This window comes from Nocardiopsis sp. NPDC007018 (genome assembly GCF_040635075.1).
In the GTDB taxonomy this organism is placed as follows: domain Bacteria; phylum Actinomycetota; class Actinomycetes; order Streptosporangiales; family Streptosporangiaceae; genus Nocardiopsis.
The window spans coordinates 33,964-55,962 of record NZ_JBEYHA010000032.1 but is presented as its reverse complement, the minus strand read 5'-3'; the positions used below and the strand labels follow the sequence as shown (position 1 = coordinate 55,962).

At 72.9% G+C, this 21,999-nt stretch carries 13 protein-coding genes; 5 read left to right on the top strand and 8 right to left on the bottom strand.

Going from position 1 to position 21,999, the window contains the following annotated elements; all coding sequences use genetic code 11:
• Positions 1 to 42: 42 nt before the first annotated feature.
• Positions 43 to 537, bottom strand: a complete 495-nt coding sequence (locus ABZ635_RS17990) for a hypothetical protein (protein ID WP_357766126.1) — start codon at positions 535 to 537, stop codon at positions 43 to 45.
• The gene (locus ABZ635_RS17985; protein ID WP_357766124.1) at positions 534 to 1,904 is read right to left on the bottom strand and encodes a molybdopterin-dependent oxidoreductase; all 1,371 of its coding nucleotides are present in this window, start codon (positions 1,902 to 1,904) and stop codon (positions 534 to 536) included. The genes ABZ635_RS17990 and ABZ635_RS17985 overlap by 4 nt, the downstream gene beginning before the upstream one ends.
• A gap of 185 nt (positions 1,905 to 2,089) precedes the next feature.
• On the opposite strand from ABZ635_RS17985, the gene ABZ635_RS17980 reads away from it, so the two are divergent.
• The 4 genes from ABZ635_RS17980 to ABZ635_RS17965 all read left to right on the top strand — a co-directional run bounded on the left by ABZ635_RS17980 (position 2,090) and on the right by ABZ635_RS17965 (position 6,766).
• Positions 2,090 to 3,481, top strand: coding sequence for a hypothetical protein (locus ABZ635_RS17980; RefSeq protein ID WP_357766122.1), 1,392 nt, complete (start codon positions 2,090 to 2,092; stop codon positions 3,479 to 3,481).
• Between the two features lie 104 nt (positions 3,482 to 3,585).
• A complete protein-coding gene (locus tag ABZ635_RS17975) occupies positions 3,586 to 3,975 on the top strand; it encodes a DUF2267 domain-containing protein (RefSeq protein WP_357766120.1) in 390 nt (129 codons plus the stop codon).
• A 171-nt stretch (positions 3,976 to 4,146) separates the two neighbouring features.
• On the top strand, positions 4,147 to 5,529 hold the full coding sequence (locus tag ABZ635_RS17970) for an NAD-dependent succinate-semialdehyde dehydrogenase (RefSeq protein ID WP_357766117.1): 1,383 nt from the start codon (positions 4,147 to 4,149) through the stop codon (positions 5,527 to 5,529).
• A gap of 208 nt (positions 5,530 to 5,737) precedes the next feature.
• Positions 5,738 to 6,766 (top strand): methyltransferase, encoded by a 1,029-nt coding sequence (locus tag ABZ635_RS17965; RefSeq protein WP_357766154.1) that lies wholly within the window; start codon positions 5,738 to 5,740, stop codon positions 6,764 to 6,766.
• Between the two features lie 93 nt (positions 6,767 to 6,859).
• Here ABZ635_RS17965 and ABZ635_RS17960 read toward each other — a convergent pair whose 3' ends face one another.
• The 3 genes from ABZ635_RS17960 to ABZ635_RS17950 are packed head-to-tail and all read right to left on the bottom strand — an operon-like array spanning position 6,860 to position 8,427.
• Positions 6,860 to 7,588, bottom strand: a complete 729-nt coding sequence (locus tag ABZ635_RS17960; RefSeq protein ID WP_357766114.1) for a tRNA-dependent cyclodipeptide synthase — start codon at positions 7,586 to 7,588, stop codon at positions 6,860 to 6,862.
• Entirely contained in the window at positions 7,572 to 7,889 is a 318-nt protein-coding gene (locus ABZ635_RS17955; RefSeq protein WP_357766111.1) for a DUF6092 family protein, read from the bottom strand. Before ABZ635_RS17955 ends, ABZ635_RS17960 begins: the two co-directional genes overlap by 17 nt.
• On the bottom strand, positions 7,870 to 8,427 hold the full coding sequence (locus ABZ635_RS17950) for a nitroreductase family protein (protein WP_357766109.1): 558 nt from the start codon (positions 8,425 to 8,427) through the stop codon (positions 7,870 to 7,872). The genes ABZ635_RS17955 and ABZ635_RS17950 overlap by 20 nt, the downstream gene beginning before the upstream one ends.
• Positions 8,428 to 8,551: 124 nt before the next feature.
• On the opposite strand from ABZ635_RS17950, the gene ABZ635_RS17945 reads away from it, so the two are divergent.
• Positions 8,552 to 9,601, top strand: coding sequence for a methyltransferase (locus tag ABZ635_RS17945; RefSeq protein WP_357766107.1), 1,050 nt, complete (start codon positions 8,552 to 8,554; stop codon positions 9,599 to 9,601).
• An 88-nt stretch (positions 9,602 to 9,689) separates the two neighbouring features.
• On the opposite strand, the gene ABZ635_RS17940 is transcribed toward ABZ635_RS17945, so the two are convergent.
• The 3 genes from ABZ635_RS17940 to ABZ635_RS17930 form a co-directional block, all read right to left on the bottom strand.
• Positions 9,690 to 12,974 (bottom strand): right-handed parallel beta-helix repeat-containing protein, encoded by a 3,285-nt coding sequence (locus tag ABZ635_RS17940; protein WP_357766104.1) that lies wholly within the window; start codon positions 12,972 to 12,974, stop codon positions 9,690 to 9,692.
• Positions 12,975 to 13,067: 93 nt separating this feature from the next.
• A complete protein-coding gene (locus ABZ635_RS17935) occupies positions 13,068 to 14,705 on the bottom strand; it encodes a hypothetical protein (protein ID WP_357766101.1) in 1,638 nt (545 codons plus the stop codon).
• Between the two features lie 90 nt (positions 14,706 to 14,795).
• Positions 14,796 to 21,989, bottom strand: coding sequence for a hypothetical protein (locus tag ABZ635_RS17930; protein ID WP_357766098.1), 7,194 nt, complete (start codon positions 21,987 to 21,989; stop codon positions 14,796 to 14,798).
• Between the last annotated feature and the right edge of the window lie 10 nt (positions 21,990 to 21,999).

The window sequence follows — 21,999 nt, the reverse complement described above, 5'->3', positions numbered from 1 at the left end:
CCCCTCGGCGATCCGGGGCGGCCTCCCGACGGTGTCCGGTGGTCAGCCCGGACGGTCGCGCCGCGCCGCCCGTCGGGCCCGGGCCGCCCCCACCGCAGCCGAGGCCGCGAACAGGACCGCGCTGACCAGGAGCCACCGCGCCGCGAACGGTTCCCCGGTCAGCCCCGTCTTGGACACGTAGGCGTCGGGAGGTCCGAGGATCAGCGGGAGGTAGACCAGGAGCAGGAGTCCGGAGGCGGTCGCGGGAACCAGAACGAGGTCCGGAACGGCCGTGCTCCCAGGGCGTCCGGCCCCGCGTCCCGCGTGTCGGCCGACCCTCCGCCCCACCCGCCGGACGGCCCGGCCCACGAGCGTGTAGGCGGGGACCAGCACGAGGTCGTGCAGGAGCGCGCCGCCCGCGAACCACACGGCGATCATCCACGGGTCGCCCCCGTGGAGCAGGCGCGTGCCCGCGTAGGCGATGAGGGCCAGCACGCCGACCATCAGGAGCAGGTGCCACGGGGAGGCGCCGTACACGCGGCGCGGGAGCGACGTCACACCGCGCCGAAGCTGAGCCGGGTGACCCACTTGGTGTTGTGCACGCCCGGACAGGCGGGCACGATCACCCGGGCGGGGTAGCCGTGGTCGACCGACAGGTCGGCTCCGTTGACGCGCAGGGCCAGCAGCGACCGGGGATCGGCGACCTGGTTGTCGCGGAGCGCGGCGCTGCCGAAGGCTCCGGAGGTCTGTGCCGACTCCACGAAGACCCCCGGCGGCCCCTGGGCCGCGACCAGGGCGGCGAGGTCGGCCAGCCGCACGCCCTCCCAGTCGAGGTCGCGGGTGGACCACCCCTCCACGCAGGCGATGGGCAGTGCGGATGTGTGCTGGGGGAGGTCGAGCAGGTCCTGCCGGGTGAGGACGACCTCCCGGTCCGCGCCGCGCACGGTCAGCCGCCAGTCCGGGCCGGTGTCGGCGTCGGTGACCCCCGCGTGGGCGGCGGTCGTGTTCACCGGGAACCCGTCGGCGCCCTCCCCGGGCAGCCGTCCGTGGGGCGCCAGGACCGCCGTCGGCCTCAGCGCGCCCCCGAGGCTCTGCCCGACCGTGGTCAGGAGGAGCGCCAGCGACCCCAGCCCCACCGCGCCCAGCAGTGTGCGGCGCGAGGCCGCCTCGGGGTCGGGGTCGGGCGCGACCAGCGCGCCCCGCTCCGCGTGCGGCCCCCTCCCCCGGTCGCTCAGGGCCTCACGGAGCCCGCGAGCCCGCAGCTCCCGGACCGCGGTCGGCAGTTTCAGCACCGCGTGGGAGAACAGGGCCGCCGCGAACACCCAGGCCCCGTACAGGTGCAGGGGGTAGAAGGAGCCGGGGAAGAGGTACTCCAGCTGGATGTTGAGGATGCCGGTCGCGAAGACGAACAGCGCGCCTCCCACCAGGAAGAGGACCGTCAGGCGTTCCAGTGCCCGGGCGACGGAGTCGGCCGGGGGCCAGCGGAAGAGGAGCGGCGCGACCGACCACAGCTTGGCCAGCAGGACGGGGACCAGGGTGATCCCGAGCGTGACGTGCACGCCCTGGGTGAGGTGGTAGAGCCACGGGGGGTCGGTGGGCCAGGCGAAGAGGTAGAACCCGAGCAGCCCCCGGTCGGGGGTCTTGTCGTTGCCCGCCAGGTCGGGGTTGTAGGCGGCGTAGGAGAGCAGGCCGGTGACGAACAGGACCGGGAGCCCGACGAGGAGGACCGTGCCCAGTAGCGAGGTCAGCCACGGCCCGCGTGAGGGGCTGCGCCACCAGCCCGGCCGGACGGGTCCGAGGGCCGGGCCGCCCCTCAGCACCGCCCGCAGCCGTTCGCCCCGCGTTCGGGCCCTCGGTTCCCCGCCCGGGCGCCCACCGTCCGGCGCCGCCTCGGGCGTGCGCCCGCCCTGGTCGTCCTCGTTCACGCGGTCGATCGCCTTCCGGTCGGGCGGGGCCAGCTCGCGGTCATGCTAGGCCGCGCCCGCGCGGTCGCGGCGCACCGCCGGTCTCACGGAGTGTCACCGCCCGCGCGAGACGCTTCCTTCCCGGCGTCGGCGACACGCCCCGGCGCCACCGGGCCACGGGCGCCGACCTGACCTACGGTGACGGCGTGACGCAGCCCGATCTCCAGAGCCCGAGCGGCGGGACCGACACGGACCGCGCCCCGATCCGCGCCGACCTGCTCGTGGCCGTTCTGGCCGTGCTCCTGTTCGCCGCCGCCGCCGTGGTCGGCACCCTGATCCAGAACGCCCACGGCGTCCTGTACGTGGCCTGGCCTCCGCTGTACGCGTCCTGGCTCCCCCATGTGGGTCCCGGCACGGTCCCCGCCCTCCTCCTGGCGGCGGTGGTGGTGCTCCAGGGGCCCGCCGCGGCCCGGGCGCTGCCCTGGCGCCCGCTGGTGTGGTCGGTCTGGGGCGCCTCCGTCCTGTGGACCACCGCCCTCGCACTCGTCGACGGCTGGCGGCGCGGGATCACCGACCGCCTCCTGTCCCCCCACGAGTACCTGGCCTCGGTCGACCGGTTCCAGGACGTCGGCGCCGCCCTGAGCACGTTCACCCGGCACATCCTGGTGGGGCAACCGGACAACTGGCCCACGCACGTGGCCGGGCACCCGCCGGGCGCGGTCCTGACCTTCGTCGCCCTGGATCGCGTCGGGCTGGGCGGAGGGGCGTGGGCCGGGGTCTGGTGCGTCGTGGTCGGCGCCTCCGCCTCGGCCGCGGTCCTGGTGGCCCTGCGGGCGCTGGGCGCGGAGGAGGCGGCCCGCCGGGCGGCCCCGTTCGTGGTCCTGGTGCCCGCCGCCGTCTGGGTGGGGGTCTCCGCCGACGGCTACTTCGCGGCGGTCACCGCGTGGGGGCTGGCCCTGCTCGCAGTGGCGGCGTCCCCGCGCGCCCGTACGCCGCGTCTCGCCGCGTTGGCGGCGGGGGTGCTTCTGGGATGGTCGGTGTACCTGTCGTACGGTCTCGTGCTCATCGGCTTCCTGGCCGTGGCCGTGCTCCTGTGCGCGCGGAACGCGCGCCCCCTCCCCTACGCGCTGGCGGGCGCCCTCGCGGTGGCCGCCGCCTTCACCGCCGCCGGTTTCTGGTGGTGGGAGGGGTACCAGCTGTTGGTGGAACGCTACTACCAGGGGGTGGCGGCCGTCCGCCCCTACGGCTACTGGGTCTGGGCGAACCTGGCCACCGTGTGCGTGACGGCCGGTCTGGCGGCCGTGGCGGGGGCGCGCCGGGCCCTGGCGCTGGTGCCGGGCACCGTGCGGGGCCTGCGCCGGGCGCCGTCCCGGGACGACGCGACGGTGGCACTGCTGGTGACCGCCGCGCTCTGCGCGGTCGCCGCCGCGACCCTGTCCGGGATGAGCAAGGGCGAAACCGAGCGCATCTGGCTGCCGTTCGTGCTGTGGCTCGTACCCGCCGCGGCCCTGCTGCCGAGCCGCCACAGGAGGGCCTGGCTCGCCGTCCAGGCGGTCACGGCCCTCCTGGTCAACCACCTCCTGCTCACCGGTTGGTGAACGCGCGGATCGTCCTCCTCGTGTCTCCAGGTGACGTGTTGGCACGGGCGCACCCGGGCAGGCTGGTCCCCAAGGCACTCGAAGTCGCCTGACGAGGGGGAAGGATGCGCTACGACGAGTTCCTGGCACAGGTGCGCGACGTCGGCGAGTACGAGGACCAGCGCGAGGCCGAACAGGTGACGCGTGCGGTGTTCTCCGTCCTGGCGGAGCGGTTGCCGGGCACCACCCTGGACCACCTGGCCGCGCAGATCCCCGAACCCCTGGACGAGGCCCTTCGGCCCCTGGACGGGTTGGAGGCCGAGCCCTTCGGGATCGAGGAGTTCTACAGCCGTGTCGCCGAGGCGACCGGGGCCCGGCCGCTGACGGCGCAGCAGGACTCCGGCGCGGTGCTCAGCACCGTGGGCAGGGCGGTGTCGGGCGGCGAGCTGAACCAGGTGCTGAGCCACCTGCCCTCCGGCTACGCGGTCGTGTTCGGCAAGCCCGAACTGGCCTGACCGCGCGCCGACGACGGCGAACGGACGCACACGACCGCCGGGAGGCGGGTTGCGGGCTCCCTTCGGAGTGAGCGGGTCCCCCTACGGGAACCGGGCTCCGTGCGAAGCGCACGGTCGCTCCTCGAAGGCCCCGCCGCGACCTCCGGCGGGCACACGGACAGAGGAGGAACCATGGTCTACGCGACCACGAACCCCTACACGAACGAGACCCTGGCGACGTTCGCGCAGATCTCGGACGAGGAGCTGGAACGTGCCCTCGGCACCGCCCAGAGCACCTTCGAGTCGTGGCGCACCAGGTCCTTCGACGAGCGCGGGGAGGTCGTGCGGCGCGCGGCCCGCATCCTCCGCGAGCGCACCGACGACTTCGCGCGGCTCCTCACCCTGGAGATGGGCAAACTGTTCGAGGAGAGCCGCGGTGAGGTGGAGCTGGCCGCCTCGATCCTCGACTACTACGCCGAGAACGCCGAGGAGTTCCTCGCCCCCGAGAGGGTGGCGACCGACGACCCCGGGGTGGGCGAGGCGGTGGTCGTCAGCGACCCCATCGGGGTGCTGTTCGGCGTCCAGCCGTGGAACTTCCCCTACTACCAACTGGCGCGGTTCGCCGGTCCCAACCTCATGGCCGGGAACGTCGTCGTGGTCAAGCACGCCTCGATCGTCCCGCAGTCGGCGGCGGCCTTCGAGTCGCTGTTCAGGGAGGCCGGAGCTCCCGAGGGCGCCTACACCAACGTCTACGCGAGCAAGGACCAGGTCACCCGGGCCATCAGGGACCCGCGCGTGCGCGGCGTCGCCCTCACCGGCAGCGAGGGGGCGGGTTCCAGCGTCGCGGCCCACGCGGGCGAGCAGCTGAAGAAGAGCACCCTCGAACTCGGGGGGAGCGACGCCCTCGTCGTGCTGGGCGACGCCGACCTCGACCTCAGTGTCGAGCGCGCGCTCTGGGGCAGGCTCAACAACGCGGGGCAGAGCTGTGTCGCCGCGAAGAGGATCATCGTCGTCGAGGAGGTGGCGGACGAGTTCCTGCGGCGGTTCGCCGAGGGGTTCGCCCGGCTGAGGGCGGGTGACCCGTTCGACTCCGGGACGACCCTGCCCCCGCTCTCGTCGCAGAGCGCCGCCGACGACCTCCAGGAACTCGTGGACGAGGCCGAGGAACACGGCGCGACGGTGGTCACCCCGGGCGATCCCGTGCCCGAGGAGGGCGCGTTCGCGCAACCGAGGATCATCACCGGCCTCACCCGGGACAACCCCGTGTACGACAAGGAGTTCTTCGGGCCCGTCGCCCTCTTCTTCCGGGCGGAGGACGAGGAGGACGCGGTGCGGATCGCCAACGACTCCACCTTCGGTCTGGGCGGATCGGTGTTCACCGAGGACGTCGCCCACGGAGCGGACGTGGCGCGGCGCATCGACACCGGCATGGTCTTCGTGAACCACCCCACCTGGACGCGCCCGGACCTGCCGTTCGGCGGCACCAAGAGGTCCGGTTACGGGCAGGAGCTGTCCGCGGCGGGCATCCAGGAGTTCGTCAACAAGAAGCTCGTCACCGTGATGCCGACCGGTTAGCGGCGGGTGGCGACCGCCGCCCCGCGTCATCGCCGAGCTGCTGGAGTGCGTCCGCGTCCGTCTGACCGCCGCGCCGAGCACCGTCCTCACCGAAGCTCCCACACACCACGCCCGGAACTGGCATCGTCACCTTCTGTGACGGAGATTCGGACGAGGGGAGCGGGTCGCGGTGCTTGAGGGTGACGGTGTGGCGGTCAGTGTGGGACGGATGAACGGGGCGGCGGCGGGCCCGGGGCAGCGCACGGAGGCGCCCCTGGCGAGGATCGTCTCCTCCGCGATGCTCCTCCACGCGGTCTCGGCCATGGTCGAGCTGGGCGTGGTCGAAGCGCTGGCGGACGGCCCGCGCCCGGCGGCCGACCTGGCGCGGGAGCTGGGGGTCCCCGAGGAGCGGCTGCTGGTGGTCCTGCACGCCGTGACGGCGGCGGAGCTGGTGGAGCGGACCGGGCCCGGCGTGTACGCGCTGAGCCCCGCCGGGGACCACCTGCGCGCCGACGACCCCCTGGGCCTGCGGGACCTCTTCCGCATGTGCACCTACGGGGACCTGTTCCAGGCGTGGACACGGCTGGGCGGTTCGGTGAGCTCGGGGCGGACCGCGTTCGAGATCCAGACCGGAAGCCAGCTGTTCGACTACCTGGGCGAGCACCGTGACGCGGCGGACGTGTTCAACCGGGCGATGAACGCCTCCAGCCCCGCGGCGACCCTGCTCGGCGCCGTCGACCTGGAGGGGACGGGGACGGTGGCCGACCTGGGCGGCGGGGAGGGCGCCACGATCGCCGCCGTGCTGCGTGCCCTGCCCGGGGCCCGGGGTGTGCTCCTCGACCTCCCGGAGGTGGTGGCGGGGGCCCCGTCCCTGCTGCGCGCCGAGGGGGTCGCCGACCGCTGTTCGGTGGTGGGCGGCAGCTTCTTCGAGGAGGTCCCGGCGGGGGCGGACGTCTACGTCATGGCCCGGGTGTTGCAGAACTGGTCCGACCGGGACGCGGTCCGTGTCCTGGGCAACGTCCGCGCGGCGATGGCGCGGGGGTCGCGGCTGCTGGTGGTGGGGCACCTGCCCGACCGGGAGCGGCCGAACGCGTTCGTGGAGGCCATCGGCCTGAGCATGTTCGTGCTCTACGGGGCCGCCGCGCGCTCGTCGGAGGAGTACGAGGCGCTCTTCGCGCAGGCGGGTCTGCGGCTGCACGCGGTGCACCGGGTGCCCGACGGGGAGTCCGTGATGGACGTGCGGCCCGTTCTCACCTGATCGGCGGGGCGGGCGTGCTCCGGCCGCCGACCGATACGGCGGCGCCGTCCCGGTCAGCGACCGGTGGGGCGGGCCTCCCCCGCCCCACCGGTGTCACCTCGGCCGGAGGACGAGGTGCCCCTGGCCCGGGCGGATGCAGGAGGTGTCGCCCTCCAGCTCGACCAGGAGCGGCAGCAGCTCGTGGTAGCAGCACACCGACGTGGGTACCGACAGCACCTCGGGGGTGCTGAGCAGGAAGGGCAGCTCGGCGCGCAGGTAGGCCATCCCCGCCGCGAAGCGGGCCCCGGCGGGCCCGGGCCCGTCACCGACGATGGTCCGCACGTGTTCCTCGCACGCGCGCAGCACCGTGGGGTCCTCGGCGAGCTCACGGTCGATCCGGGCGAGGGCCGTCCGGTACCCGGGCAGGTCGACCGTCTCCGACAGGGCCAGGGCTCTGACCCGGGCGGGCACGTCGGAGTCCGCCTCCATGGCCCGGCGGACGCGGCGCCGTACGTCCCGCAGCGCCCGGCTGGCCCGTCTGGCGGCCTGTGCCGCGTCGTCGCCGCACGCCCGGTACATGGTGTCGAGGTGCAGGTCGGCGTAGAGGAGGTCGACGGAGGCGAACCTGTGCCCGGTCCAGTCGATGATCTGGGCGAGCCGCCGCTGACTGAAGTAGCCGTTCCCGGCGCTGATCCCGATGAGGGCGTGGTCGCCGCGTTCCACGAGGAGCTCGCACGCCCGGGTGAAGGGGCTGGCCTCGAACACGCCGTCCCCCGGTGATCCGACCTCCGAACCACCCCGGCCGGACTCTCCCGGCCACGTCGTCTCAGGCGGAAACGGCACCGGGCTCCTCCAGGGCGGCGGCGAGCCGGTCACACAGCTCGTCGAGCAGGACGTCCAGCTCCCGGTCGGCCATCGCCCCGCACATGACGTCGTCCATGCGCGCCTTGAGGTCGGTCAGTTCCGGGGAGTCGGGGAACCCGATCCCGGACCGCAGGGAGAGGACGCGTCGGGCGGCGTCCAGGCAGCGGAGGGGGCCGTACGCGGCCGGTTCCTCCAGCAGGCCTCTGCCGCTGCTGAGCAGGTAGGCGGCGAGCAGCACCAGTTCCTCACCGGTGCGGTGGTCATTCACCCCAGCACTCATGGCTGATCACCTCGTTCCGGTCGCGCCTCGGCGCGGTCTCGGGGGTTCGGTCCGGGTGCCCGATCGACACCAGGAGCAGTGGTTGCAGGTGGCTCGGCAGCCTGAGGAACCTGCTGACGGGGCCCTTGCGGAAGCTGGCGGAGGGGCAGGCTCCGAGGCCCACGGCGTGTGCGGCCAGCAACAGGTTCTGCACGGCCATGGCCACGCAGAGCATGCCCTCGTCCCAGGCGCCGCCGCCGACCGCGCGGGAGCGGTCGAAGCAGGCCGCCACGACGAGGGGCGGGCGCTCGATGATGCCCGGGGAGAACGCGTGGACCAGTCTCAGGGTGCGCGGGCGACGGACCGTGACGAACGCCCACGCCTGCTTGTTGGAGGCGGAGGGTGCCGCGAGCATGGCGTCCAGGAGGGGTTCGAGGAGGTCGTCCTCCACCGGTCTGTCGCTGAAGGAGCGGACGACTCTTCGCGTGGTCAGAACGTGGAGTGCCTGTGCCGCCCGGCTCTGGGCCGGGTGCCGCGGTTCTTCGGCCACCACAGCCATACCCACTCTCCGTATTGGTTAAAATTCAGGGAGTAATATAGCGTGTCGCCTGGCCTTGCGGAGGCCGTTGGACCCTCCGGCCGACCCCCGGCTGAGGGCAGTCATCGAAAGGCGCAAGACACCCGTGTCCTCTCCTCCCCTCTCCTCGGTGCACGACGGCCCCACGCCGCTGAGCGGCCCCGCCCTGAAACTCTTCGAGCTGATCACGTCCAGCTGGGTCGCGGCCGCCGTGAGCGCCGCCGCCGAGCTCGGTGTGGCCGACGCGATGTCCGCCGCCCCGACACCGGTCGACCAGATCGCGAAACTGGTCGGGGCCGACCCCGACGCCCTGCACCGGCTGCTGCGCGCCTGCGCCGACCTCGGCCTGGTCGAGGAACTCCCGGGGCGGGCCTACGCGCTCACCGAGGTCGGCCGGGCCCTGCGTTCGGACGCGCCCGACTCCATGCGCGGGTACGCCCGCTGGCTGGGCAGCCCGGCCGAGCGCTCCACCATGGCCCACCTGGCGGACGCGGTGCGCACGGGAGGGCCGGTGTTCGAGGCCGTCCACGGTGCCCCGGTCTGGGACTACATGCGCGACCACCCGGAGTCCGCCTCGGTGTTCGACCAGGGGATGACCGACATCTCCTCGCAGATCACCCGTTCCCTGGTGGACGAGTACGACTTCGGCGACAGCGCGTGCCTGGTCGACGTCGGGGGCGGACGGGGCCGCCTCCTGTCCCTGCTCCTCACGGCCCACCCGCACCTGACCGGGGTCCTGTACGACCGGCCCGAGGTGGTCCGCGACGCCGACCCGGCGCTGTCACGGGAGGGGCTCGCGGGGCGCTGCCGGGTCGTGGGCGGGAGCTTCCTCGACTCCGTGCCCGAAGGGGGCGACACCTACCTGCTCGCCAGCGTCGTCCACAACTGGAACGACGCCGACACCGTCCGCGTCCTCACCCACTGCCGGAACGCCGTGACCGACGGGGGCCGGGTCCTGCTCGCCGAGGTGCTGGTGCCCGACGGCCCCGCCCCCGAGCGGACGGCCAAGTTCATGGACCTCAGCATGCTGGTCCACTGCGACGGCAAGCAGCGGACCCGGGCCGAGTTCGCCGAGGTCGCCGAGCGCGCCGGGCTCCGGCTGAACCGGGTGGTGCCGGGGACCGGGGTCAGCGTGGTGGAGCTGGTGCGCGCCTAGGTGTCCTGACCATGGAGGTTGAGTACACCCGGGAACGCGGGGAGATCGGTGCCCGCCCGTCACGGGGGCGGGCGGGCACCGCGCGCGGTCAGGGCACGTCGGCCGGGGTGAGCAGGGTCAGGTCCTCGCGCGTGGGCTCGGCGAGGGCGATGGTGCGCCCCGCCTGGCGGGTGATCATCCGCTCCAGGACCTGGCGCGCGTACCGGGCGTTACCGAAGGACTCGGTGCGCGGCACGCCCGCGAAGTGCGCCTCCAGGGCGGCCACCGTCTCCCCCGGGACGGTGAACCCGCCCGCCTCCGCCATGCTGTTGACGATGGAGACGAGCTCCTCGTCGGAGTAGTCCGCGAACCGGACGTGGTGGGCGAACCGCGAGGCCAGACCGGGGTTGGAGTCGAGGAAGCGCCGCATCTCCGCGTTGTACCCGGCGACGATCACCACCACCTCGTCCCGGTGGTCCTCCATCAGCTTGACCAGGGTGTCCACGGCCTCCTGACCGAAGTCGCCGTTGGCCCCGGTCGGGGTGAGCGTGTACGCCTCGTCGATGAACAGCACACCACCGCGCGCCTTCTCGAAGGTCTCCAGAGTGAGCTGCGCGGTGTGTCCGATGTAGCGGCCGACCAGGTCCGAGCGGGCCGCCTCCACCGTGTGCCCGAGCGGCAGCACTCCCAGGGCCCGCAGCAGCTGGCCGTACAGTCGGGCGACGGTGGTCTTACCGGTACCGGGCGGGCCCGCGAAGACCAGGTGGTGGCTCAGACTGGGGGCGGGCATCCCGATCGCGCGCCGGCGTTCGGCGGCGACCAGCACGTTGACCAGGTCGTTGACGGTGGACTTCACCTCGGACAGACCGGTCAACGCGTCGAGTTCGGCGCGCAGGCCCGCCACGTCGTCCCCGCCGGGCCCGGCCGACCGCTCGGGAGCGGCGCCGAGGTCGTCGGGGGTGAGCACGGTGAGTTCGGAGGGGTCGGCGGGCGGGTCCTCGCCGAGCCGGTGCGCCTGGCGGTCCACCATCTCCTCGAAGACCTTGCGGGCCTCACGACCGTTACCGAACGCCGGGCCCTTGGGCAGCGCCTCGAAGTGCTGGAGCAGCAGGGGGCGCAGGTCCGGGGAGAGCGTGTACTGGTGGACGGCGCCGAGGCGCTCCACGATGCTCACCAGTTCCTCGGCCCCGTAGTTGGGGAAGGTGATGGTACGCGCGAAACGCGAGGCCAGGCCGGGGTTGGAGGACAGGAAGCCGTCCATCTCGGCCGCGTACCCGGCGACGATCACCACCACCTCGTCGCGGTGGTCCTCCATGAGCTTGACCAGGGTGTCGATGGCCTCCTGACCGAAGCCGCCGTTGTCCTCTGAGGAGAGCGTGTACGCCTCGTCGACGAACAGCACGCCGCCCCGGGCCTTCTCGAACACCTCGGTGGTCTTGATGGCGGTGGCGCCGACGTACTGCCCGACCAGGTCGGCTCGGGCGGCCTCGACGACGTGCCCGTAGCGGAGCACGTCCAGGTCGGCCAGTACCCGGCCGTAGAGGCGTGCCACGGTCGTCTTGCCCGTGCCCGGAGGACCGGCGAAGACCAGGTGGCGGGCGACCGGCGGCGAGGGCAGGCCCATCTCGGCTCGGTGACGGGCCATCTTGTTGCGGTTGATGAGGGTGGTGACCTCGTCCTTGACGCTCTCCAGCCCGATGAGGGCCTGGAGTTCGGCCAGCGGGCCCCGCTCCTCGTCGTCCTCCGGGTCGTCCTCGGCCGACGCCCCCGGCACGGAACCGGCCGCGACGGCGTCCGGCCCGAAGAGGTCCTCCGCCTGGTTGTCCTCGCTGACGAGGGAGCTGGCTTGGACGTGGTCACCGGCGACGGTCTGGCGCAGCCCGGCCCGGCCGTTGCCGCGCACCGTGCAGCCGTCGAGGACGACCTCCTCGCCCGTGCCGACGAGCACGCCGTCGCCCCCGTTGCCGACGAGTTCGCAGGAGCGCAGCACGGCGCGGGCGCCCGCCGCCACCAGGACGCCGTTGCGGGTGTTCTCGTGCGAGCGCACGCGCAGCGCCGTGATCTCCCCCTCCGAGTGCACGGCGACCCCGTCGCCGCCGCACTCGGAGACCTCGCTGTCACGCAGGTCGAGGACGGCGCCGCCAGCGGCGGCGAGCCCGTTCTCCCGGGCGCCGACCACGCGAACCCCGCTCAGGGAGGCCCGCGCCCCGGCCGCCGCGTACACCCCGGTCCGCCGGGGACGGGTGACCTCCACGTCCTCCACGCGCCCGCCGCCGCCCTCCCAGCGCACTCCGTGGCCGCGGGCCCCGGTGACCGTGCCGTTGCGGAGGAAGGGGGCCGCGCCGGAGAGGATCTCGACACCCGCTCCGGCGGTGCGCCCCACGGTGACGCGGTCGAACTCGGCGGTGGAGTCCTCGGCGACGTGGATTCCGGCGGACTCCGCCCCGTGGACGTTCAGGCCGCTGAACGCGGTGGAGGAACGGCCCGTGACGCTGACCCCCTCCGCCTTGGCGTCGCGGACGTCGCACTCACGGAGGTGACCCCGGGCCTTGTCCTCGGCGACGATGCCCGCGCCACCGCTGCCGGTGACGCGGACCCGCTCCACGCGGGGGTCGGTACCGGCACGCAGGACCAGGCCCCGGCCCGCGGGACGATCGACGGTGAGGTCGCTGACGGTGACGGAGGACCGGGTGGAGATGACGACGCCGTCGTCGGCGACCGCGTGCACCCGCAGGCCGCTCAGGCGGGTGGCCGCGTGCTCGTCGATCACCACGGCGGCCTTGGTGGTACCCGAGACCGTGCAGTCGCTGATGTGTCCGGCGCCTCCGCCGGCCGCGTAGATCCCGTTGGCGCCGGCGTCGCGGATGGTGCACCGGCGCACCTCGGGGGCGCCCTTGTCGTTGATGACGACGCCGCTGGTACCGACGTCCTCGATCACGCAGTCCTCGATGACGCTGGTCTGCTCGGAGGTGACGACGATGCCCGCGCCCTCACCGCACCGCACCGTGCAGCCCCGGAGCGCCAGGGCGCCCTTGTCCCGGGCGAGCACCGCCGCCCAGGAGGAGCCCTCGACCTCGCAGTCGGCCAGCTCGACCTGTCCGGCGGCGGCGTCGACCACCGGGGCCTCCTTGTCACGGCCGCGCAGGACGAGGCCGGTGAGCTTGACCGCCTCGGCGACGGAGGTGACCGCGGAGCCGGAGGAGCACAGGATCTCGACGGTCCCGGGCCCCTCGGCGGCCATCAGCGTGACCACGCGTGAGAGCACGAGCTTCTCGTCGTAGCGGCCCGGTGCCAGTGACAGTACGGCTCCGTCACTGGCGGCGGCGAGGGCCTCGCCGATGGTGCGGAACTCGGCTCCGCCGGAGGGGTCGACCGCGCGCACGTGACGGTTCATCGCCTGTCGTCTTCCTTTCTGTGCCCGCGGGCCGGTGGGCCCGCGGGCTTGTCCTACAGTGCCGGTCAGGGGTTACCGGCGACTACCCGGCCGTCAGCGGCACTCGGTCTCGACCACGGAGATGGGCAGCTGCGGGGCTTCGCCGCCCTCGGGGATGGGGCCCCGGTTGCGTGCGCGCAGCGTGAACGAGTTGCCCTCGGGCTGGAACTCGGTCAGCGCCCAGTACCGGCCGCCGTCGGGCTTGGTGACCTCGAAACCGCCACGGAAGCCGTCAGCGGTGTTGTCACCGTCGAACAGCTCGTAGTGCATCGGGACGCCGTTGGCCCACAGCGGTTCGGGACCGTTCTGCACGAGGATCTTGACGGTGCAGGTGGACCCGGGCCGGTTGGGCCAGAACGTCCACTCCGCGGAGGTTCCGCCACCGTCGGGGTCGCCGCTCACGGCCATGACATCGTAGCCGTCGACGCATCCGCGCTCGGTGTAGCCCGAGGGCCCCGAGCGCCAGACGCCGTCTCCGTGCACCCGGTAGCGGGCGCCCTCGTTGCTGCACCCGGGGCCCGAGACCGCGAAGAAGGACTCCGGTTGGGACTGCGGCTGGGGCTCGGGTTCGGGCTCGGGTTCGGGCTCGGGCTCCGGTTCGGGCTCCGGTTCCGGGTCGGGCTCGGACCGGTTCTCGTCGGAACCGGTCTCCTCGGGCTCCGCGCCCTCACTGAGCGGTGTGCCGCTCTGACCGGACCGGGCGGTGAGCGGCGATGCCACCGCACCGTCGGGCTCGCCCTCGACTCCGCCCTCGGGGTCGCCCTCCTCGTCCTCGTCCTCTTCCTTCTGCGGGCCCTTGCCGGGGGCCGGGTCCTTGGACCCCTGGGGGGGGTCGTCCTGGCCCTGGCCGCCGCGTTCGTTCAGCAGGGTGTCGAGAAGCGACCCCTTCTCCACGGTCACGCCGAGGGGGTCGCCGACGCCGCCGCCCTCACCGCCGTCGCGGCCGCCGTCCTCGTCGTCCTCCTCGGAGGCCCCGACTGGCGGAACGCCCTGAGGCCCCCCCGACGAGGGCTCCACGGGACGCTCGGGGACTCCCCCGCCCGTCCCTCCGGCGGCACCCGCGCCCGCACCGGCGGAGGCGGGGTCCGGCACGGAACCGGGCTCGGTACCGGTGTCGGCGCCGGGCGGAACGGGGGTGTTCGGCTGGACCTCGGGAACGTACCCCTGCACGCCCGTGCCCGAGGCCGACGCGGAAGCCGAGGAGGTGGCCTGGTCCGCGAAGCCGCCGCCCGCCGCGAGGTCGCCCTGGAGGAGGGCGTCGCCCTGCTGGTCCTGGGCGGCCGAGAAGCCGAAGGGGGCGGCGACCAGCATGAGCCCGGCGATGGCCGCGACCGCGAGCACCGGACGGCTCGGACGGTAACGGTCGTCGTCGGCCTTCACTGCGCCGTCCGCCGAGCGGTCGGCACCGCCGCGCAGGGCCAGCGCCCCGAGGAGGGCGCGGCGTCCGCGCTCGGTGCTGTCGGTCGCGGTGTCGGTCGCGGTGTCGGTCGCGGTGTCGGCCGCGACCGGGGCGGCCCCGGTGGACGCGGCCGCGGGGGTGGTGGGAGCGGTGTGGGGGGCTGTCTGCCCTGGGCCGGGCTCGGACGGGGCCCCGATGGCGTCCCTGGCCTTGGCCGAGGGCGCCTCCCCCGTCGAGCTCAGCACGGGCCCCGGGCGGTGGGGACCGCGCGCTGCCTCGTTGTTGTCCGTCATTCTTCGTTTCTTCCTTTCGGAAACCGGAGGTCCTCCGGCGGGTCGGGGGCGGCCGCGAAGAGCGGCGCGGTGGGGAGGGTCTGTGGGCGGTCAGCCGCGCGGGTTGATGGCGGAGAAGAAGGTCGACAGTACCGAGGGTCTGACCGGGGGGTCGGCGGTCGGCTGGAGGGGCGGCGGGTTCTGGGTGTTCTGGGTGTTCTGGGTGTTCGTGTTCTGGGACTGGTTGCCGCGCGTGTTCCGGTCACGCCGGTCTTCGCGCGAGGTGTCGGTGGTGTCGGTGGTCTCCGTGGGGGCGGGGAAGGCGCGCTCCAGTGAGTCGAAGTAGGCCCTCAGGGCCCGGCGGTGCTTCGTGAGGGCCTCGTGCAGTTCCTGGCGGCGTTTGACGAGGTCGCTCAGGGCGTCGACCGTCTCCTTCGAGAGCCCGTTGGTGGTGCCCTCGCTCTCCCGCAGCCTCTCCAGTTCGTTCTTGGCCGTCTCGTACTCGGCCGAGGTCCGGGCCTCCGGACGGTTCCAGCCGCGGTCCTCGGCGGTGGAGCCGAGGAAATCCCGGATCGCCTGGACTCCCCGGGAGGTGTCCGCGGACCAGATCCGCGGGTCCAGGTCGGGGCCCACGGACAACAGGTCCCGGGCCGCCCGCGCCCGGGTCCGGGCGTCCTCCGAGCGGTCCAGCCCCAGCTCGTTGTCGACCGCCTTGCCGAGTTCCTTCTCGGAGTCGGCCGCCTTGTCCTGGTTCTCGGCCACCGTGTTCCAGGCGTCGATGGAACCCTGGTCCACCCCGGTGGCCAGCGCCCGGACCTGCTCCGCACTGAGCCAGACGTCGACGGTGGTCCGGGTCGACTCCGCCTTGGGCGGCGTCCCGGACGCGGTGTCCTGAGCGACCAGCAGGGCGTCGACGGGGAAGCGCACCAGGTAACCCTGGCCCTTGGCGGGGGCGGCGGCGTCGGTGCGCGCGGTGGAGGACGCCTGCTTTCCACCGCCCGAACCGGTACTGCTCGCGCCCGCGTCGGACAACCCGCCGCCGACGAGGGCCGAACCCTCGTTGAAACCGGAAGCGGGCGAGGAGACTCCCTTCATGCCGGACAGGTCGATCCCGGTGTTGAGCGCCGCCGACCCGCTGTGCGCGACGGAGATCTCCTCGCGGTGCGTGTTCGAGCTCTCCTTGCCGGTCGCCAGCTCCTTGACGGCACCGATGATGGTGGCGTTGTCGGGGTCGACCTTGGTGAAGAGCTTGGTCTCCAGGCCGGGTACGGCGAAGGGGCCCTGCGGGTCGTCTCCCACCAGGGTCGCGCCCCCGTTGTCGGACGACTGGCCGAACAGCCCGCGCAGCACCTGCTCGTCCACGGCCGCGGACAGCATGTCCGCGCGCGATCCGGCCCGGCCCTCGCGGAGGAACGTGACGGCGTCGCCAACGTCGCGCGAGGCGCCGTCCGGGTCCCAGCCCAGTGCGCGCGCCTGCGCGATCAGCGCCGCGTCGGCGATCGGCCCCCGCCCCACCGACTCGGGCGGAGGCAGGGCGTGGTCCGAGCGCCCGGGCCCGCCCCGCCAGTCGTCGGCGAAGGACTGGATGTCCCGGCCTCCGCCTGCCGGAGGAGTGACCGCCTGGGGGGTCGGGGGCGCTGGCGTCTCGGCGGTCGGCTGTGTGGGCTGGAACGCCCCTGCCTGGAACACCTCGTTCCGGTCGCCCACCGGAACGGTCCCGTTGAGGACCCCCCGTGAGCCGCTCCCGTACCAGCGGTCCAGGGACAGGGAGAAGTCGACCTTCATCTGCGAGGTGGAGTTGACCCCGGGCGCCTTGATGGTGCGCGTGGTCGTGTCCGAGGTGGCGTCCGCCTCCAGCTTCGTGTTGGTGGTCGCGCTCTCCCAGCCGGTTCCGGCGGTCCCGGTGTTGGACTGGTAGCGGTCGCCGGGGAACTCGGGTGACCCGTCGGGCTTGGTCCCGGTGGCGTGGACGGGGTTGAAGCCGCCGTCCAGACCGGCGGTCACGCCGTGCTTCTTCTGCTTGCCCTGGGAGGCGGTCTTCTCGGCGGACTGCGCGAGGGAGCGCTCCGACGCCAGACCGGACTCCACCGAGTGGAACCGGGGCGTGCCGTCGCGCCCCAGGCCCAGGCGTATCCAGCCACTGCTGCTGAAGCGCTGCTCTCCGAAGTTGGCCTCCCGCACCCGGATGGGCAGGACCAGACCGCCGGTCTGGAGCCTGCGGTTGGTCCCCCGCGTGTTGGTGGCGGAGAGGGCCACCTTGATGTCGTGCTTGCTCTGGTCGGTCAGCTCGACCCCGTACTCGCGCACCTGCTGGTCGATCTGGGCCACCGCCCCGGCGGTGTCGATGCCGTTGAGGGCGTAACCGGAGCTCTCCCTGCCGGGAACGAACCCGATGTCGTCCGGGACGGAGCGGGCGTTGGAGAGCGCGGTGTCGAGTCCGGCGGTGCCCGGCAGGGCCCCCTTCTGCGCGAGGTCGAGGACCCGGTAGCGGGACTCGGACGAACCGGCTTCGGTGTGGTTCGGTTTCTGGGTCCGACCGCCGCCCGAACCCTTCTTGATCGGCACACCGTCCGCGTCCTTGGTGGAACCGAACGGCATCGACACGAAGGCGTTCCAACGGGTGCGAATCCTGCCTGCCACGCTGAAGTCGTCGGAGGTCGTCACTCCGACGGTGCTGCCGGGCAGGGAGACCTTGTCCTCCTCTCCGAACGTGTTCGAGTCCCCTGCCGTCTGGGTCTTCTTCGAGGCCCAGGGCACGATGCCGAGGGAGCCGCGGACACGGTTGTTCCTGGTGTCCGACTGGTTGGGGGCGCCCTCGCCCTTCAGCCCGAGCAGCGTGTTGTGCGACGTGCTCTCGCTGGTACCGGTGCCCCGGTCGGTCTCGGTCTTGTAGGTGAGGTCGAGGCCGCTGTCGAGCACGGCGTCGGAAGTGCGCATCCCCTTGCGGTCGGCGCTGATGTCCAGGTTGAGGTCGGCGCGTTTGCGCACTCCGTCCTCGAACTGCCCCTGGAGGGGCAACCCGCCGTCGTGGACGTCCATCGTGTGGGCGGCCAGGGCCTTGGGCGAGCTGAGGACCTTCCAGTGGCCGAGGACGGCCTCGCTGGAACGGGAGGCCGCGGTGAAGCCGGGGGCGGACTTGACGATGTTCACGATGTGGTTCCAGAGCCCTGGGGACTCCGAGTACTTGGGTGCGTGCGGCAGGCCGTCGAGGTCGAGGGGCGCCCTGCGGCGAGGCGGCGGGGGCCGGTCGTCGGTGTTCTGACCGTCCTGGTCACGCTGGTCGCCGTCGTGGTCACTGTCCTGGTCACGCTGGTCACCGTCGTTGTCCCGGTTCGTTCCGTTACCGCCACCGTCCTGGTCACGCCGGTCACCGTCGTTCGACCGGTTGTCGTCGTTCTGACGGTTCCGGTCACCGTCGTCCTCTCCGTTCCGGCTACGCGTGTCGGTCGACTCGTCCTCCGCCGTCGGCCTGTGCAGCCGGGTGTCACGGTCACGGGAGAACGCGTGGTCGTCCGCCCTACCGCGTGCCTCGGCGGCGGCCCGGTGGGCGTCCCGTTCGCGTTCCAGAGCCTGGGTCAGCCGGTCCCTGCTGTCGGTGAGGTCGTCCCGCGCCCGGACCGACTCGTCCCGGCGCTCGCGGGCCTCACCGGCCTCCCCCTCCACCTTCTCCGCGTTCTTCGCGGAGTCTTCGGCCAGGGTGTGCGCGTCGTCGGCCTCCGTTCGCAGATCGGCGGCCGCGTTCTCGTCCCGGGTCGCCCCGGCCTCCTCCACGGAGGCCTTGTCGTTCTGGGCGTCGGCCCTGTCCTTCAGGTCACGTGCGTCCTGGTCCGACCGCTGTGACTGCGCGTGCAGCTCCTGGACCCGGTCCGAGGGGGCGGGCCGCTGCGGCGGGGTGCCGGACGCCTCCCCCTCCGTGGGCGGCGTCGCCCGGGAGTCGCGGTCCGCCTCGGCGTCCGCGACGGCCCGGTTCGCCTGCTGTTCGGCGTCGTTCAGCCGGTTCCAGTTGTCCAGGGCCGTGGTCCAGGCCCGGTCGGCGGAGTTCTGGTCCGGTGTGTCTCCGAGGGAGTCCAGTCCCGTGTCACGCAGGTCGGGCAGCGGGGTGGGCCGCGCGGTCCGCTTCTTCGGCGGGGTCTCGCCTCCCGCGGAGCGGTCACGGGAGTCCGTCTCGGCCTGGAGCGCGTCGGCGTAGGCCAGTGCCCGCTCGATCGCGTCCCTGCGTTGCCGGGCCGCGTCCGCCAGGTCGCGGGCGGCGTCCAGACGCTCCTTGGTCGCGTCCCTCCGCGCGTCTTCGGCCTTCTTCTCCGCGTCCTGCGCGGCCTTCTCGCGCTCCTGGGCGATCCTCTCGTTCTCGTCGGCGGTCTCCCGGGCCTCCCTCGCCAGCCGCTCGGCCTCGGTGACCCGGTTCTCGCGGTCGGTGAGCTGACCGGCGAGATCCTCGTTGTTCCTGACCTCGGTGTCGGCCACGTCCACGGCGTCGCGGGCCTGCTGGGCCGTGTCCAGGGCCTGCCGCAGGTCTTCCTGGACACGGTTCTCCGCCGTCGTGCGCTCGGCCTCCGAGGCGAAGGGGCCGAGCTCGCCCGGAACGGGGGTCGTCTTGGGGCCCTCCACCAGCACGCGGGGGCCCTGCGGGGTCGGGCCGGCGCTCTGCGGGGTGACGTCGAAGGGGGTGTTCGTCCCGATCGACGCCTCCAGGTGCAGCGCGTAGGACCACGAGTCCAGATCGCCCTTGGCACTGGAGGCGGACTCCACACCCGACTTGCGGTTCCCGGACAGCGGGGTGGCCTTCTCCTGTTCGAAGGTGTAGCTGCCACCGAAGTCGACGATGCCCTTGGGAAGGCCGGAGGACGTCGAGCCGATCCGGGCCTGGACGTTCGCCGCCGCCTCACCGACCACGGCGGTCGAGTTCTGCTGACCCGTTCCCTGCGCCGTCGAGGCGTTGAGGCTGGTGCTGAGGGAGCCACCGCTCCGGGAACCCTCGAACCGGGCGTCGTCGAGCGTGCCCTTGAGCCGGACGGTGACGAAGTCGGCGCCGTCCCGGTCGTCGCCGCGCACGGAGGACGTTCCGGGGAACTTGCTGACGAACGAGCGCCACTTGCCGGGAGCGGGCAACATCGCATTCCGGAGCCCGCCGGTGCGCAGGTAGATCTCGACCCCGTCCCCGATCAGGTTGTCGGACTCGCCGACCGCGCGTCCCACCTTCTCGTAGATCTCCAGGGTGTTCTGTACGCGCTGGTCCTGGCCGCGCCAGAGGCTGCCCCAGAACCCGCGCCGGTCCCCCCGGGCCCCGGAGGGGTCGTTCACCAGTTCGGGGTGCTTGTTGAACACCTCCTGGTGGATACGCCGGGCAGCGGCGTTCATGGGGGAGTCGCCGTTGGTGTCGCGCAGGCGTCCGTCGCCCCACTCGGACCGGATCGGGACCGCCTGGCTCAGGTTGTCCACGCCGTCGTTGTGGAGACCGGGGGTGCTGGGCGCGGTGGGACGGGGCCCGGTGTCCTGGCCGGTGCCGTTCCCGGCGTCGGCCATGGCCCGGGCGTCGGGGGTGGGCACCTGGTCGAGCGTGGTGAGGTTCAGGGTGCCGGGGCTCACGAGGGGTGTCTTCGCGGCCGAGCTTCCGCCGGGCTCGTTGGTGGTCGTGTTCGTGGTGGTGTTGGTGTTCGGGTTCCCGGTGTTGGTGATGGTGGTGTTCGTGGAGCTGGTGTCCGGGGTGGTGGTGTTCGTGGAGCTGGTGTCCGGGGTGGGCTGGGGTTCGGTGGTCGTCACGTTGTAGGTACGGGTCACCCGGTAGAACGCGGAGTCGCCCTTGGTCCCCGGCCCGTACACGCGTTCGCTGCCGTGCTCGGTGTTGCGCGTGTGCTTCTGCGTGCCCTTACCACCCCCGCTCACCTCACCACCCGCCCGGATGGCCGGGGTCGAGTCCCCGCCGGGGATGATCGTGCCGAGGACGCCGACACCGACCCGGACGTCCTGCTTGTTGCTGCGGCCCGCGCTGCTCTGGGCGTTGGCGGCGGACTTGTCGGTGTCGGAGAAGGAGGAGTCCTTCATCTCCGGCCCGATCCGTTCGTAGGCGACCGGTCCGCCACTGATCTCGACGAACTGCGTGTTCCCGTCCTTGTCCGTGTACGGGAAGCGCAGCACCTCGCCCTGGTCGGCACGGCCCAGGTTGTCGCGGATCGTCCGCATGTCGACGGGGAAGTTGCCGGGGGCGTCGCTGTCCAGGACCCCGAGCGTGCGCGAGAACCGGGGGGCGCGGATCGGCGTCCCGTTGCCGTCGCCCTCGCGCGAGGTCGGGTCGTCGGTTCGGAACCGCTGCGGAGGGGACTGTCGGCTCGTGCCGGACTCGCCGTCACCATCGCCGTTCTCGGTGCGCAGATGGCCCGGCAGGACCACGTCGACCACGTCGTTCAGCCGGTCGGAGAACTCGACCCGGACGGGCTCCCCATCCGACTCCTGCTGCTGTGGCCGTTGGTCGTCCCCCTGCTGATCGCCGCCGGGCTCGAGCCGGGTCGGCGGGGGCGTCGTCTCCAGGGTGGCCGTCACGGTGATGTCGGCGGTGAAGCGCGCGGGGTCTTCCCCGTCGACGTCGACCTTGCGCTTGTGGCGCCGTTCCCCGCTCATCTGGTACTCGGTGCCGCGTTGGCGGACCGAGAAGTTCGTCTTCAGCTTCGGGGTGATCAGCGCGGGCTTGCCCGCGATCTCGCCGATGACGGTGACCGGGAGCACGGGGTTGAAACCCTTGCGCCCCTGCTGGGCTCCGGTGCTCACGGACTTGGCCCGGTTCTCCGCGGCATGTGCGGAACCGGTCTTCCGGTCAGGTGAACTGGTGGTGTCCCGCCACTCCCGGTCGACGGTCAGCTGGAGGTTGCCCCGCGGTGGCGGGGTGGTGTCACCGGTGGTGCGGTCGCCGGTGGGGAGGTCGTGGACGGGGATGGTGAACGTCTGGTCCTGGTCGGGGCGGACCTGGCCGTTGGAGATGTGGTCGAGGGCGCGGTCGAGCGCCTCGGGGTCCGGCCGGACCCCGTGCTCGGCCAGTTGGTCGGTCAGGCGCTGGCGCAGCCCCTGGACGTCGGCGTCGGGGTTGACGTGCACGCCGGAGAACTCGCCCCCGTCGTTCCCGGAGTCGATGTCGGTGAGCAGGTCGAGGACCTGCCGCGTCTCCTCGCTGACCGGGGTCGGGGTGGTTTCGGTGGTGGTCGTCTCGGTGGTCTCGGTCGTCTCGGTGGTGACGTTCGGGTCGACGACCACGTTCGAGTCGTCGTTGAGGTTGTCGGTGGTGCTCTCGCTGTTGCCGAGCCCCTCGGAAGCCACCGTCTCCGTG

Bases quoted from the DNA above. Each gene is read 5' to 3' on its own strand.
- ABZ635_RS17955 (WP_357766111.1), bottom strand. From the start codon at position 7,889: ATGAGTGCTGGGGTGAATGACCACCGCACCGGTGAGGAACTGGTGCTG.
- ABZ635_RS17940 (WP_357766104.1), bottom strand. From the start codon at position 12,974: ATGAACCGTCACGTGCGCGCGGTCGACCCCTCCGGCGGAGCCGAGTTC.
- ABZ635_RS17935 (WP_357766101.1), bottom strand. From the start codon at position 14,705: ATGACGGACAACAACGAGGCAGCGCGCGGTCCCCACCGCCCGGGGCCC.
- ABZ635_RS17965 (WP_357766154.1), top strand. From the start codon at position 5,738: ATGAACGGGGCGGCGGCGGGCCCGGGGCAGCGCACGGAGGCGCCCCTG.
- ABZ635_RS17970 (WP_357766117.1), top strand. From the start codon at position 4,147: ATGGTCTACGCGACCACGAACCCCTACACGAACGAGACCCTGGCGACG.
- ABZ635_RS17950 (WP_357766109.1), bottom strand. From the start codon at position 8,427: ATGGCTGTGGTGGCCGAAGAACCGCGGCACCCGGCCCAGAGCCGGGCG.
- ABZ635_RS17975 (WP_357766120.1), top strand. From the start codon at position 3,586: ATGCGCTACGACGAGTTCCTGGCACAGGTGCGCGACGTCGGCGAGTAC.